The sequence below is a fragment of the Streptococcus oriscaviae genome, assembly GCF_018137985.1.
GTDB classification, from domain to species: Bacteria; Bacillota; Bacilli; order Lactobacillales; family Streptococcaceae; genus Streptococcus; species Streptococcus oriscaviae.
In genome coordinates this window covers 128,959-142,753 of sequence record NZ_CP073084.1, presented here as the reverse complement: position 1 = coordinate 142,753, position 13,795 = coordinate 128,959, and the positions used below count along the sequence as shown (strand labels likewise).

Genomic DNA, 13,795 nt, shown 5'->3' with positions numbered 1-13,795 from the left:
ATTTCTCCTTAATCAAATCGTGTTTCCCAGTGCTGGGCCTGACTTGCTTCAAAGCAAAGGGCCAACTGTTCTGGAGTATTTTTAGCTAGTGAAAGGGCAGGAAGATTATCGAGAGCAAAATAGCCACTAGCTACGGTTTCTATATTGGGTTGAAAACTTCCTCCTAGGCATCGGCAGAGAAGGAAAATCTTGGTTACTCGGATGGCTGATTTACTAGGATTATTTTTGGCCTTGTCCAAGATCGCCACTACCCGCTCCACTTCCACATCCAGCCCTGCTTCTTCTTTAACTTCTTTGACAACATTGTCCTTGACAGACTGATCCACATCGCACCAGCCTCCTGGTAGGGCCCACAGACCATCTTTCTCTTGCACCAGTAGAATCTTTCCGTCTTGAAAAATGGCTGCGCGAGTATCAAGCTTAGGCGTCTGGTAACCAACTTCTTTACAAAACAGCTCCTTCACTACCTCAAGGGGCTGTCCTGAAGGCTCAACCAACATCTCGGCAGCAATCTGCCTGATCTCCTCAAAACGCTCAATGTCGTAAACATCACGTCCATAAGCCAAGCCTGCCTGTGCTAGGGCCTGCAAACGAACAGCCCATTCTAGCCATTTATCCTGTTCTGTCATCTCTTCTCCCATTCAATAACAGCCTGAGCATGAATTTGTCCTTGGTAATCTATCTCATGCTGGCTGACAAGACCGTCTTTTACAAAACGTGAGAAAATCGTTCCGCCCGGTGAAACTTCTTTCACATAGCGCAGCTGCATTTTTTTTGGCTTATGCCCCAGAAGAAAGTCATAGTCCAAGGCCTCGTACATCCACTCCAAGTACTTACTATTATTGACATGACCGTTCATATCAATATCAAAGTAGCGAACTGTAAACTCCTTGCTATCAGCATCGATCAAGTCATTGTACTTAGGTGCCCGTTGCAATTTTTTGACCTTTTCAGACTGATAGGGTGCTATCAAGTCATCTGGAACTGGGCTGACCTTCCTAGTTTCAAAATCAATCAATACAAAATAACAGAGCAAGTCAAACAGCAACTCTCCATCCTGATCATAGATAAAGAACTTCCGATAACAGAAGAACTTGTTATAGGCAACAGCTTCTGTTTCGATTGTGATGGTTTCATTGTAACGGGGAAGACGGTTGATTCTCAACTCATAATCTGTTACTACCCAGATAAGTCCGTATTCATCGAAAACGAACAAATCGCTACGCCCGATGGACTCAGACTGTCTACCTGATACACCCAAACAATAGGAAATGAATGGCGGTAGCTTTAACTCTTGTTTGACATCAACCATGTCAAATGGAATAGTAAAGTGTTCTTGGTATTTCAGTCCCATAATCTTCTCCTTATCTACTGATTATTCTTCTAGAATAAAGCGTTCCGCAACCGTGTCTCCCAAGAAAAGGCCCTTTTTCGTCATGCGGATGCGGTCTCCTTCTTGCTGCAGAAGTCCTTCTTCCTTCAAGCCTTGGACAATCTGGCCATAGCGGTCCTGGAAGGACAGGCCAAATTTTTCTTCAAAGCGGGCAATGGAAACACCCGTTTTCTTCCGCAGGCCAAGAAACATCTCTTCTTCCATCTGTTCATTTGGGGTCAAATATTCCTCGTGAAGGCGGGAGTGCCCCTTTTCTCGGACAGACTTGAGATAGTGCTGGATGGGCCCCCGATTGCGGTAGCGCATGCCATTTAGATAACCTGATGCTCCTGCACCTAGGCCGTAATACTCCGCATTATCCCAGTACATGAGATTGTGGCGACTTTCAAAGCCTGGTTTGGTAAAGTTGGAAATTTCGTAATGCTCAAAGCTATGTTTTTCCAATTCAGACAGGATATAGTCAAACATCTCGGATTCGACATCTTCTCCCGGAAGATAGAGCCGGCCTCGTTTTTGCCGGTTCATAAAGACTGTATGATTTTCCAAAATCAAGCTATAAAGGCTGAGATGGGGTATATCAAGAGCCAGGGCCTTGGCTACATTGTCCACGACCTGGTCCATGGTCTGGCCAGGAAGGGCATAAATCAAATCGATGGAGATATTGTGAAAACCAGCGGCCTTGAGGCTATCGATGGTTTCATAGATTTGGCTCTCATTGTGGCTGCGACCGATGCGTTTCAACATCTTATTGTCAAAGGTTTGAACGCCCAAAGAAATCCGATTGCAGGCCGATTTTTTCAAAACCGCAATCTTATCCGCCGTCAAATCACCTGGATTGGCCTCTATGGTAAATTCTTCCAGCTGGGAAAAATCCAATTCATTTCCCAAGTTGGTCAACAGGTAACCCAGCTGTTCAGCCGAGAGGGCCGAAGGCGTTCCCCCACCGATGTAAAGGGTCTTGAGGGCTGGAAGTTCATAATGACGGACCTCTTCCATCAGAGCCTTTAAATACTCATCAACAGGCTGATTTTTGATAAAGACCTTGGAAAAGTCACAATAGTAACAAATCTGGGTACAAAAAGGGATATGAATATAGGCGGATGTAGGACGATTTTGCATAGACCTATTATAGCACAATGTTTCATTTTCAGAAGAAATCGGACACAAAGAAAAACCTGGATTGCTCCAGGTTTTATCGGACTGTGGCCTCGCTGTCCTATTTCTGGGCTCGGGATATATGGCCCTTTTCCAATTTTCAGAGGGTCAGCTGAAAGAGTCTATCCCTAGACTGTACCTCGCTCTTTTGTTTCAAGGCTCAGGTACAAACAGTTCCCCAAACTGTTTGTATCCCCCGGACTGTGGCCTCGCTTTCTTGTTTCTGGGCTCGGGATAAAACAGTCCCCCGGACTGTTTTATTTTTCCAAATGCCAGATGTCTTGGTTGTACTGCTCGATGGTGCGGTCAGATGAGAAGAAACCTGCTTTGGCGATGTTGACAATAACCTTGTCCAGCCAGCTATTTCGGTCTTCATAGTCTGCCAGCATGCGTTCCTTGGTTTGGATATAGTCTTCCAAGTCAAGAAAGGTCATGAAGTAGTCGTTATTTTTGAGGTTGTCCTGTAAACGCCAGAGACGCTCATCGATGCCCCCAGCATGACGGACTACATCACTGGTGATAAAGTCAATCAAAGGACGAATGCTGTCGCGCTCATAGAAACTATATGGATGATAGGTTCCATTTGCATAGTGGTCAATAACCGTTTGACTGTCTTGGCCAAAGATGTAGATATTGTCATCGCCTACCAATTCGTGAATTTCCACGTTGGCACCGTCATCGGTACCAATGGTCAAAGCACCATTGAGCATGAATTTCATGTTACCAGTACCGGACGCCTCCTTAGAAGCCAAGGAAATTTGCTCAGAAATATCTGCCGCAGGAATGATAAAGCTTGCCTCAGTGACATTGTAGTTCTCAATCATGACAACTTGCAAGTGTGGAGCCACTTCTGGATCATTTTTGATAACCTGTGACAAGACCAGAATCAAGTGAATGATGTCCTGAGCAATGGTGTAGGCAGGTGCAGCTTTACCTCCAAAGAAGACAGTCAGCGGACGGGCAGGAATGTTACCAGCCTTGATGTCCAAATACTTGTGGATGACATAAAGAACATTCATCTGCTGGCGCTTGTACTCATGCATACGCTTGATTTGAACGTCAAAGATAGACTCAGGGTTAACCTCAACACCTTGGTTTTTCAAGATATGGCGTTGCAACTTCCGCTTGTTGTGCTGCTTGATTTCTTCCAAACGTTCTTTGAAGTCTTGACTGTCCTTGAAGTTCAAGAGTTGTTCCAACTCAGAAGCATCGTGGTGATAGCCATGACCGATCAACTCATCCAAATAGTGGGCCAAGCTAGGGTTGGCGTGCATGAGCCAGCGGCGGAAGGTAATACCGTTGGTCTTGTTATTGAATTTTTCTGGGTAAAGGTCATAGAAGGCCTTCAGCTCAGAAGATTTCAAAATGTCTGTGTGGAGAGCTGCAACACCGTTGATAGAATAGCCGTAGTGAATATCCATGTGGGCCATGTGTACACGGCCATGTTCATCAATGATATTGACCGCAGGATCATTTTTCACTTCTTTTGCACGGCGGTCCAATTCCTCGATAAATGGTACCAAATGCGGTACGACACGGTTCAAGAAATCAAGTGGCCATTTTTCCAAGGCTTCTGCCAAGATGGTGTGGTTGGTGTAGGCCGTCATCTTTTTAACAATTTGAACAGCCTCGTCGAAATCAATGCCACGCAGCTCCAAAAGACGAATCAACTCTGGAATCACCAGCGATGGGTGGGTATCATTGATTTGAACCACTGCGTAGTCTGGCAAATCATGGAGATTGGAACCCTTGGCAATCGCTTCGTCAATCAGAAGCTGAGCCGCATTGGACACCATGAAATACTGCTGGAAGATCCGCAAAATCTTACCTTGATCTGTGGAATCATCTGGATAGAGGAAAAGGGTCAGGTTGCGGAAGATATCTTCCATGTCAAAGCTGATACCATCGTCAATGATATTGTCATCAACAGAGGCCAAGTCAAAGAGACGGAGGCGGTTCTTACGCTCAGTCTTGTAGCCTGGAACGTCAATGTCATAGAGTTTAGATGTCAAGGTGAAGTTAGCAAATGGCACCTTGTAAGAAATTGGTGACTCTGTCAGCCATGAACGGGGAGTAATCCACTCGTTTGGCACAGCAGATTGTTGGTGGTACTGGAACAACTGACGGAAAAGGCCGAAATGATAGTTGAGACCAACACCATCCCCATTGAGGCCAAGGCTGGCAATCGAATCCAAGAAGCAGGCAGCCAGACGGCCCAAGCCACCGTTACCTAGAGATGGTTCCATCTCCACATCTTCAATGGCCAACAAGTCCTTGCCAGCAGCAGCCAACTGCCCCTTAACCTCATCGTAGATGCCCAGGTTAATCAGGTTGTTGGACAAGAGTTTCCCAATCAGAAACTCAGCAGAAATGTAGTAAACTTTCTTCTTTTGCTCATTGGTATACTGAGCTTCACTGCGGTGCTTGGACAGGGCCAGTAGAGCATAGTAAAGTTCTTGATCAGAACAGTCTTCAATTCTTTTGGCATACATGGCCTGCACAAAATTTTGTAAGTTAATCACGGATAGGTCTCCTTTGAATAAATATCGTAAAGAATCAGAAACGTTTCAGACAAGAACTGGAAACGTTTTCCCTATTATACCCCATTTTCGTAAAAAAGACAAGCCATTATAGGCAAAGGTCTATAATGGTTCGTCATCTGCTATATAACAAGGATTACTCAGCAATCAGGGTTTCTAAGCCTACCTTCATCATATCCGTAAAGGTGTTTTGACGCTCTTCTGCTGTTGTGTCCTCTTCTGGATTAACCAAGCTATCAGAGATGGTCATGATGGCCAGGGTTTGAACGCCGAACTTAGCTCCCAGATAATATAGAGCAGCTGCTTCCATCTCCACTGCTTTTACTCCCAGCTGACCCAGTTCAATGTTGCGGCTGAAGAGCTTTGGAGAATAGAAACTGTCTGATGATAGGACATTCCCAACGTGGGTGGTCAGGTTCAGGTCCTTGGCGATATGGTAGGCCTTGTCCAAAAGGTCAAAGTCAGCAATCTGTGGCAAATCGTATTCTGGCCAGTCGATATTAATCATCTTAGAGTTGGTAGCCGCAGCTTGCGCCAAAACCAGTTCGCGGACATGAACATCCTTGTTGAGAGAGCCTGCAGTTCCGACACGGATTAGTTTTTTTACACCGTATTCGTTAATCAGTTCATGGGCATAAATGGAGATGGAGGGCATGCCCATTCCTGTTCCCATGACAGAAACACGATGGCCCTTGTAGGTTCCAGTGTAGCCAAACATGTTGCGAACCTCATTGAAGCAGACAGCATCTTCTAGGAAATTTTCTGCAATAAATTTGGCGCGGAGAGGATCTCCTGGAAGCAAGATTTTATCAGCGATGTCGCCTGGTTTTGCGGAAATATGGATTGACATTTATTATTACCTTTCGTTTTGAAATCGGATAAAAGGAGAGCTCCAGTTCAAATGAGTAGAACTCGAACTTCACTTCGTGTTAGTTTACAACTCCGCCAAAATTGCCTTAATTAGACCCTTGAAGTTGCCCTTGATTTGTTGGGTGACTTCGACCACTTCTTCGTGGTTGAGCTCGGATTGGAAGCCAGCGGCAAAGTTGGTGATGGCTGAGATGCCCAGGACCTTGAGTCCTGAATGGGCTGCCACAATGACTTCTGGCACGGTTGACATCCCAACAGCGTGGGCTCCCATGGTTTGAAAGGCACGGATTTCAGCAGGAGTTTCATAGGTCGGACCGGTCACACCCAGATAGACACCCTCGTCTAGCTTGATCCCCATTTTTTCAGCAATAGCATGGGCTTTTTCACGGTATTCCTTGGTATAGGCATTGGACATATCTGGGAAACGAGGACCAAATTCTTCCAAGTTTTCGCCAATCAGCGGATTTTGACCGGTCAGATTGATGTGGTCTGTAATAGTCATCAGGGTACCTGGGCCGTAGCCGATACCGCCTGCTGCGTTGGTGACAATGACACCTTGACAGCCCAGGGCCTTCATGACACGAACTGGGAAGGTTACGACTTCCATTGGATTTCCTTCATAGAAATGGAATCGTCCTTGTAGAGCTAAGACCTTACGTCCTGCCAAGTCCCCATAAACCAGTTTTCCAGCGTGGCCGACAACTGTTGATTTGCCCCAGTTTGGAATGTCGGCGTAGTCGATGACAATGGCATTTTCCACTTCTTCTGCCAGTTCACCCAGGCCTGATCCCAAAATCAGACCAAACTCAGCCTCTGTCAATCCTTTTTCGACCAAAAAGTCTTTTGTTTCAATAATTTTTTCTAATAGTGACATGTTGTCTCCTTTTAATATTTAAGATGATAAGAAGTGTAAAATTCGTTTATTAAAATCCTTTGTTTCAATATAAGCTGAATGACCAAGTTTCTCATAGATGAAATAGTCACAGTTAAGTTTGTCTGCTAATTCAAGCGATGACTCTCCACCGACAACCTTATCTTCTTTACCGCCAATTACAAAGACTGGGCATTTGATCTGTGGCACATCCAAAGAGTTATCAAATTTAAGTATCGAACTTGCGAGAATGATAAAGCGATCTAACTCTTTTACCTTCATGAACTTTGACATCAACCAAATAAGGGCTCTATGGTGGCTAATATAAGTTTCAGAATAGACTTTTTCCATCATATCTACTACCATTTTTTTCCTGTCTCTATTTTCGGCCAATTCTATCCAATTTCCAATAGTCTGGTAAACGGTGTCATTTGCTTTCATAGTTGTGACACCTAGAACTAATTTGTTCACCAACGACGGATAATTCACTGCTAAAATTTGTGCAATCATTCCTCCTTGAGAAACACCAACTACATCCGCATTTTCAATATGGAGAACTGACATAGCTTGGGCCACTTCTTCTGCCATATCCGAAATAGTATACCCTTCACTAACTTCATCTTTACGATCAAATAAAAATACTTGATAATCTTTAGCAAAAAGACGGTAGAAATATGCCATCTGGAATGCTTTCCCTCTAAGCCTCTCAGTGCTCAATCCTGGGATAAGAATTAGCGGCTTCACCCCTTTCCCGAAATGAATGTAATCCATTTTAATTCCCTGAAAAGATAAAACTTTATTCTTAGCATGATAAAACATATTTTCTAGTACTTTTAGCCCGTATTCAGTTAAGCGAATATTTGCATCTACTTAATTGAACATTCCTTTCTAAAATGGTCATAATATTCTTCATTTTTCCAATAAGGTTGCCTGAACCTTTTTTGGCAGCTTGCTAACCACGAGTTGGTAGGAGCTTATAATGAGTGAGGCTAGCATTTCTTTACCAATCTCACCCGAAGTCAAATCAATGGAATTCCAATGAACTTTATTGGTGTAATAACCTGGTCGGATAGCTTGATAGCTTGCCCTCAGTTCTTCATTTACCTCGGGTAAATTTTTCAAAGTGATAAAACTTTCTCCCCCAGACTTTGCTGACAGCAAACCAAAATACTTGCCTGCAATATCAAAATAGTAACAATCCCAATCTTCACGATAGTAAACTTGGGCACCTGCTAGTTTATTCCCCTGAGCTATACAAAATTCAACCCTTTCTTCAACTGACATAGTAGCCTCCTTACAAATACTCCGACCAGTCGTAGTCTGGCATTTTTTCAGCAATAATCTCCACAGGGCGGCAGAGAAAGGCTGTGTCTTCTCTCTCAATAATGGGTCTGTTGAGCAGGTCTGGTCGTTCAACCAACAGCTGCAAGAGGTCCTCATCTGTTTTATCTTGGCACTCCTGCTCTGATAATCGAATTATGTCGCTCGGTCTCGCTTTCATCTTCAGCAAGAGGTCAGTCAAGTCAGATTTCGATAAGGGATTTTCCAGATAGTATACCCACTTGACCGCTAAGTCTTGACTTGCTAACAAAACCTTCAGCTTCCTGCATTTGCTGCAATTAGGATTGAAATAGACGGTTATCTGTTCGGCCGTCATAAGCTACCTGCTTTCTTTTAGACCAATCTACCCAAGAAACTCTCGCCAATCATGGCTTTTTCCACACCAAAGTTTTCTGCGACTGTCGCTGAAATGTCTGCAAAATGTCCGACTGGCAACACTCCGCTGCCTTTGAAAGACTTGCTGTAAGCCAAGAGAGGCACATATTCACGCGTATGGTCGGTACCTGCATAGGCAGGATCATTGCCATGATCAGCAGTGATGAGGAGCAAATCATTTTCTCTCATGTTCTCAATAATCTCTGGAATACGAGCGTCAAACTCCTGCAAACAATCGCGGTATCCTTCAATATCACGGCGATGGCCATACACTGCGTCAAAATCAACTAGGTTGGTGAAGGAGAAACCTTTCTCAAATTCTGGCAGTTTAAGGGTATCAATGAGAACATCCACACCGTGCATGTTGGACTTGGTATGACCCATATCGTTGGTAATGCCTGAACCATTAAAAATGTCACTGATTTTACCAACGGAGTAGGTTGGTACACCTGCTTCTGCCAGCTTGTTGAGGACGGTATCCTCAAATGGTGACACGGCATAGTCATGACGATTGGCAGTTCGTGAGAAGTTACCTGGTTCACCCACATAAGGGCGGGCAATAATCCGACCAAGCAGAGCCGGACGCTCCAAGGTAATGGAACGAGCATATTCACAGATTCGGTACAACTCATCCAAGGGGATAATATCTTCATGAGCCGCAATCTGAAGCACAGGGTCTGCGGATGTGTAGACAATCAACTCACCAGTTTCCATTTGGCGAGGACCAAAGTCATCAATAACAGCGGTACCTGAATACGGCTTGTTTGCTTCGCGGATGATTTTACGGCCTGAAAATTCTTCGATTTTTGTCAAAATATCCTCTGGAAAACCATCCCAGAAAGTGTCGAATGGTTCTGTGATGTTGAGCCCCATGATTTCCCAGTGGCCTGTCATGGTATCCTTACCGAGCGACACTTCTTCCAGCTTGGTCACATAACCTGTGGGATTTTCCTCAGATGGAACGGTCGCAAGTGCTGTATCACGCGGGATATTTCCCAGACCCATTTTGGCCATATTTGGTACAGAAAGCCCTGCTTTTTCCGAAATATGACCAAGGGTATCTGAGTCTGTATCTGCTACACCTGCGTTGAAGAATTTATCTGAGTCAGGTGCTGCACCAATCCCCACTGAATCCATAACAACGAGATGAATACGATTAAATGTAGGCATAATCTACTCCTTTTTCTAATACTCAACAAAACCCAGCAACAAACTGAAAATGGCGTGTTTTTCTTCCACTGCTACAAGCTTCTTAACGAGTTTGATTGTTGAATGTTGAAAAGTATAAACAATAAATGTTCGTGTTTTCATTATATCATATATTAAATAAAAAAGCCCTCTCCAGACGATTCTGGAAAGAGCGATTAGCCATCAATTTTTTTCAAGTATTTGCGGCCCTTCAGGTCGACCGACAATCACCTTAGAAATCAAGCCGATAAAGAGACCGTGCTCTACAACTCCAACCGTATGATCCAATTCATCCGACAGAGCCCGAGCGTCTTCTATCCGCCCTAAATCTAGGTCAATAATAAAGTTCTGCATGTCTGTCACATGCTTTTTCCCATTGGTAATCCGAAAACTAGGTCGATAACCTTTTGTTTCAAAAAGACGGAAAAGATTTTCTGACCCATATTGCACAACCTCTACGGGCAATTTAAAAGCACCCAGTGTTTCTACCACTTTGGACTCATCCACTATCCAGATGCAGTCCTTGCTATTCACTGCCACAACTTTTTCCATTAAAAGTGCTGCGCCTCCGCCTTTTATTCCGTTGAATTGGCTATCTACTTCATCTGCACCATCCACGGTCAAATCAACAGACTCAACGTCATCTATATTTTTTAGGGGAATCCCGAGGGACGCTGCCTGTTCAGCTGTTGCATGCGAAGTCGTTACGCCAACAATCTGCAATCCTTCTTCCTTGACTCTGCGGCCAATTTCCTGCACGAAATAATAAGCTGTTGAACCTGTTCCCAAACCAACAACCATGCCGTCCGTTACAAACTCTGCCGCCTTGATTCCAACTTGTTCTTTTAAGTTTGACACACTCGTACTCCTTTAAGGTGAAACAATTACAGGCTCATTATATCATGGAACGAATCGTTTTTCTATAAAAATCACTATTTTCTTTTTAGATTTAAAATAGTTTGATGGGGGGATAAAATAGATTGAGTAGAGTTGGACCTGACGGACTTAAATCTTGAGAGTACAAAAACCATGGAAGATATTGAAGAATTTGTCATTAGTTTTACAGTTACTTAAATCTTGAGAGTACAAAAACCTAAGAAGTAATGAGCCTTGGTCGAGTAATGTTTTACAGTTACTTAAATCTTGAGAGTACAAAAACCTATTAGTCAGGTAGCTATTAAAACTGGATGTTTTACAGTTATTTAAATCTTGAGAGTACAAAAACACGGTGACGAGGTAACATTCCGAGGAAGAAGTTTTACAGTTACTTAAATCTTGAGAGTACAAAAACTCGCTCACGTAACCGTAAATACTTATTCTGGTTTTACAGTTACTTAAATCTTGAGAGTACAAAAACTTAACTGTTAATTCCGGTAATTCGAAGATAGTTTTACAGTTACTTAAATCTTGAGAGTACAAAAACCGCCATACATCTCGATTTGGTCGACAGTAGGTTTTACAGTTACTTAAATCTTGAGAGTACAAAAACATAACCCATCATTTAAAATTTTAATAGCGGTTTTACAGTTACTTAAATCTTGAGAGTACAAAAACTGATACCGTAGTTTTGGAAAAAAATGGGTAGTTTTACAGTTACTTAAATCTTGAGAGTACAAAAACGAATATTGATATTGATTTTAGATTCATTGTGTTTTACAGTTACTTAAATCTTGAGAGTACAAAAACCTCAAATGAACTTTCTGGACTCTTCAGTTAAAGTATATCGTGCTAAAACTTTATTGTCAATAGCCATCTCTCAAGTAACTAATAATCATTGAATTTGTTTTTTCAATCTCGATTGGTACCGAAATGCGGTATTGATAAAGGGCATTAACAATTTTTAAAGTTGTAAAATCAGTCATAGAAAGGCTGATGTGTTGGATTTCTGAGCAGAAAAGATAACTAGCAATTTTTCTCAGTGATGACAGAAATGCATGTTCATCTAACCTGTCATTAGAAGGATGAGTATTTCCATAACATTCATACATAAAATCAAAATCATAGAAGTGTTCAATCTGTTCTGATATTATATTAACAAATTCAATGTGGGCTGGCGTTAGGTAAAGGTAACCTTCGTTGGATGGAAAAACAATAGTATGAAACTGCGGGTAGGTTTGGCACATTCTTTCCAATTCTTGGCATATTGAATAGAATGATGAGTAAGTAAGATAGTCATCTAAGTTCTTGAAAATCAAGAGTACTTTCCTAGAGTGTTGCTGCAAGATTTCTTCTAGCATATTCAGAAAGAAACGTAATTTAGTCTCATTATGCACAAACTCAAAAGCAATGTTGTATGTTGAATAATTAAACCGTGGCACAAAATACTTTGTTAGCAACTGTTCAATTTGTAATTCAACAGTTTCTGTTAAATAAGAGGTTTCACCAATTGTTAGATTAAGATTATGATTGATTTTAGAAGCAATTTTTTCGAGATGAATATTCATTTGCTCTAGCTCGTCCATAACTTCAACAGTCTGTAATTTGGACGCCATGTAAGCATAACTGACGCTTCCTTTTTTATAAGACATCTGTTCAATAATATCTCGTACATCTGATATAGAGAATATCTGGTATTCATTACGTTTGACCGTTTCTTCAGAACAACAGATTTGTGGCTCTGCCTGTTGAAAAAGTGATAAGTCCTCTTCCTTATACTTTTTGCCATCAAAATACCAGATAAGCAGTTGCCAAATATAATATTTCAATTCTTGATTTTGCCCAACAATCTGAGTAAACTGACCAAAGTTAATTGTTACATGTTCTTTTGTAGGATGGGTAAATGTTAATTTCATATAATCACCAACTTATTATCGCTAATAACTTCTTCTTGTCTGGTCTTCCCACCAACAATTAAGACCATTTCTGAAAATTGCTTCTCCGTTACAGCTAATAATCGAACATTGCCTGCTGGTAACTGACTTTTCTGCAACTTCTTATAGAATTTATTAGCAAAACTTCGATTTGGACATGTTCGATAATAGACTGAAAATTGTAACATCTCGAATCCGTTGGCAATCAGTTCTTTACGAAAGTTGCGATAGGTTCGTTTTTCTTGGTTGGTTTCCATTGGCAAATCAAAAAAACAAAGTAGCCGCATTGCATCATACCTCATATATTTTCCACCTCTAAACTAGAAACCATCGGACAAAAGAATTGATTGGTTTCCTTATCTTCCATGCATTTAATAAATCCTTTCACAAATTTATCCATAGCTCCCGTCACTGTACAAATCTCCTTCCCATAACGGATTTTTGCATTTAATAGATTGGTTAGAGCCAATCGATCCGTATAACGCAAGTATTCTCCATCTTTCAAATGTCGATAAACCCATATATCAACAATCTGTCGAAACGGCTCCATTAAATCGTCTACAAGATTAAATTGATTATATTCGTTTTTATGGAAAATACCTAGCAGGGGATTCAGACCATATCCTGAAACAATGCGAGCTAATTGAGCTCTAAAAATAGTGTAGCCATAGTTTAATCCAGCATTAACAATGTCTGCTTCTTCTTGTGTAACGCGAGAAAACTGCTTTCCAAATAATTCATTAAAATACACTTTTTCCGCATGACCTTCTCGATTTGTTTTATCTCCAGGTTCAACGGCATTTTTATAATCAGACAAAAGCTGGATGGCTTTCAATTCCTTCTCTAACACCGCTAAGACATCTTGTTGATTATTTATTTTAAAATAGGTAATGATTTGCCACAATTTATCTTTTTGTTCTTGCGACCATGCAAGCTGACCAAGTAATTTCTTATAAGCCCTAAAATGTCCGTTTTGGGCATGAAATATCCCAGTCGGTAGATGTTGGTTATCACAGACAATCAAGGCAATATTATATTTGCTTATGACGCTTAATAAACGTAATGTCACAACTGTGTCACCACCTTCTGCAACAATGATAGAAATATCGCTCAATGGAATAACAAACTCTTCTCCTTGTTTGCTAATTAACAGATTGTCCAATTTTAAACGCATTTTTTCACTTTGATGAATATGAACAATTCTCCAAGTCATACTTTCCTCCGCACAACGAAAAGCACCCCATACGAAATG

Annotated in this window: 14 protein-coding genes and 1 CRISPR repeat array; all 14 genes read right to left on the bottom strand. The window is 41.8% G+C overall.

All coding sequences use genetic code 11. The features are described from left to right. Nucleotides 1–8 precede the first annotated feature (8 nt). The 14 genes from INT76_RS00705 to cas1 all read right to left on the bottom strand — a co-directional run bounded on the left by INT76_RS00705 (nucleotide 9) and on the right by cas1 (nucleotide 13,756). Nucleotides 9–629 carry an NUDIX hydrolase N-terminal domain-containing protein gene (locus INT76_RS00705; protein WP_212571095.1) on the bottom strand — a complete coding sequence of 207 codons (621 nt, stop codon included), beginning with the start codon at nucleotides 627–629 and terminating at the stop codon, nucleotides 9–11. After that, nucleotides 626–1,354, bottom strand: coding sequence for an acyl-ACP thioesterase domain-containing protein (locus tag INT76_RS00700; RefSeq protein WP_212571093.1), 729 nt, complete (start codon nucleotides 1,352–1,354; stop codon nucleotides 626–628). Before INT76_RS00700 ends, INT76_RS00705 begins: the two co-directional genes overlap by 4 nt. 21 nt (nucleotides 1,355–1,375) lie before the next feature. Further along, the gene (gene hemW / locus INT76_RS00695) at nucleotides 1,376–2,512 is read right to left on the bottom strand and encodes a radical SAM family heme chaperone HemW (RefSeq protein WP_212571092.1); all 1,137 of its coding nucleotides are present in this window, start codon (nucleotides 2,510–2,512) and stop codon (nucleotides 1,376–1,378) included. Between the two features lie 293 nt (nucleotides 2,513–2,805). Further along, nucleotides 2,806–5,070, bottom strand: coding sequence for a glycogen/starch/alpha-glucan phosphorylase (locus INT76_RS00690; protein ID WP_212571090.1), 2,265 nt, complete (start codon nucleotides 5,068–5,070; stop codon nucleotides 2,806–2,808). A gap of 154 nt (nucleotides 5,071–5,224) precedes the next feature. Then, nucleotides 5,225–5,938, bottom strand: coding sequence for a purine-nucleoside phosphorylase (deoD, locus tag INT76_RS00685; protein WP_212571088.1), 714 nt, complete (start codon nucleotides 5,936–5,938; stop codon nucleotides 5,225–5,227). A gap of 84 nt (nucleotides 5,939–6,022) precedes the next feature. Beyond that, nucleotides 6,023–6,832 (bottom strand): purine-nucleoside phosphorylase, encoded by an 810-nt coding sequence (locus tag INT76_RS00680; RefSeq protein ID WP_212571087.1) that lies wholly within the window; start codon nucleotides 6,830–6,832, stop codon nucleotides 6,023–6,025. Between the two features lie 18 nt (nucleotides 6,833–6,850). Then, nucleotides 6,851–7,600, bottom strand: a complete 750-nt coding sequence (locus INT76_RS00675; RefSeq protein WP_249116161.1) for an alpha/beta fold hydrolase — start codon at nucleotides 7,598–7,600, stop codon at nucleotides 6,851–6,853. 138 nt (nucleotides 7,601–7,738) lie between these two features. Further along, on the bottom strand, nucleotides 7,739–8,113 hold the full coding sequence (locus INT76_RS00670; RefSeq protein ID WP_212571083.1) for an MmcQ/YjbR family DNA-binding protein: 375 nt from the start codon (nucleotides 8,111–8,113) through the stop codon (nucleotides 7,739–7,741). Nucleotides 8,114–8,123: 10 nt separating this feature from the next. Beyond that, nucleotides 8,124–8,420 (bottom strand): ArsC/Spx/MgsR family protein, encoded by a 297-nt coding sequence (locus INT76_RS00665; protein WP_249116160.1) that lies wholly within the window; start codon nucleotides 8,418–8,420, stop codon nucleotides 8,124–8,126. A gap of 83 nt (nucleotides 8,421–8,503) precedes the next feature. After that, a complete protein-coding gene (locus tag INT76_RS00660) occupies nucleotides 8,504–9,715 on the bottom strand; it encodes a phosphopentomutase (RefSeq protein WP_212571079.1) in 1,212 nt (403 codons plus the stop codon). A 201-nt stretch (nucleotides 9,716–9,916) separates the two neighbouring features. Beyond that, nucleotides 9,917–10,591, bottom strand: a complete 675-nt coding sequence (gene rpiA / locus INT76_RS00655; RefSeq protein WP_212571077.1) for a ribose-5-phosphate isomerase RpiA — start codon at nucleotides 10,589–10,591, stop codon at nucleotides 9,917–9,919. A gap of 199 nt (nucleotides 10,592–10,790) precedes the next feature. After that, a CRISPR array of direct repeats spans nucleotides 10,791–11,419; the repeat unit is 36 nt; unit sequence GTTTTACAGTTACTTAAATCTTGAGAGTACAAAAAC. 56 nt (nucleotides 11,420–11,475) lie between these two features. Further along, on the bottom strand, nucleotides 11,476–12,525 hold the full coding sequence (gene csn2-St / locus INT76_RS00650) for a CRISPR-associated protein Csn2-St (protein WP_212571075.1): 1,050 nt from the start codon (nucleotides 12,523–12,525) through the stop codon (nucleotides 11,476–11,478). After that, complete coding sequence (gene cas2 / locus INT76_RS00645) at nucleotides 12,522–12,845, bottom strand: CRISPR-associated endonuclease Cas2 (protein ID WP_212571073.1); 324 nt, start codon at nucleotides 12,843–12,845, stop codon at nucleotides 12,522–12,524. Before cas2 ends, csn2-St begins: the two co-directional genes overlap by 4 nt. Next, on the bottom strand, nucleotides 12,842–13,756 hold the full coding sequence (gene cas1 / locus INT76_RS00640; protein WP_212571071.1) for a type II CRISPR-associated endonuclease Cas1: 915 nt from the start codon (nucleotides 13,754–13,756) through the stop codon (nucleotides 12,842–12,844). The genes cas2 and cas1 overlap by 4 nt, the downstream gene beginning before the upstream one ends. Between the last annotated feature and the right edge of the window lie 39 nt (nucleotides 13,757–13,795).

Excerpts from the sequence above, each read along its gene's own strand:
- INT76_RS00660 (WP_212571079.1), bottom strand. The coding sequence starts at position 9,715 with ATGCCTACATTTAATCGTATTCATCTCGTTGTTATGGATTCAGTGGGG.
- cas2 (WP_212571073.1), bottom strand. The coding sequence starts at position 12,845 with ATGAGGTATGATGCAATGCGGCTACTTTGTTTTTTTGATTTGCCAATG.
- INT76_RS00675 (WP_249116161.1), bottom strand. The coding sequence starts at position 7,600 with ATGGATTACATTCATTTCGGGAAAGGGGTGAAGCCGCTAATTCTTATC.
- cas1 (WP_212571071.1), bottom strand. The coding sequence starts at position 13,756 with ATGACTTGGAGAATTGTTCATATTCATCAAAGTGAAAAAATGCGTTTA.
- csn2-St (WP_212571075.1), bottom strand. The coding sequence starts at position 12,525 with ATGAAATTAACATTTACCCATCCTACAAAAGAACATGTAACAATTAAC.
- hemW (WP_212571092.1), bottom strand. The coding sequence starts at position 2,512 with ATGCAAAATCGTCCTACATCCGCCTATATTCATATCCCTTTTTGTACC.
- deoD (WP_212571088.1), bottom strand. The coding sequence starts at position 5,938 with ATGTCAATCCATATTTCCGCAAAACCAGGCGACATCGCTGATAAAATC.
- INT76_RS00700 (WP_212571093.1), bottom strand. The coding sequence starts at position 1,354 with ATGGGACTGAAATACCAAGAACACTTTACTATTCCATTTGACATGGTT.
- INT76_RS00705 (WP_212571095.1), bottom strand. The coding sequence starts at position 629 with ATGACAGAACAGGATAAATGGCTAGAATGGGCTGTTCGTTTGCAGGCC.
- INT76_RS00670 (WP_212571083.1), bottom strand. The coding sequence starts at position 8,113 with ATGTCAGTTGAAGAAAGGGTTGAATTTTGTATAGCTCAGGGGAATAAA.
- INT76_RS00680 (WP_212571087.1), bottom strand. The coding sequence starts at position 6,832 with ATGTCACTATTAGAAAAAATTATTGAAACAAAAGACTTTTTGGTCGAA.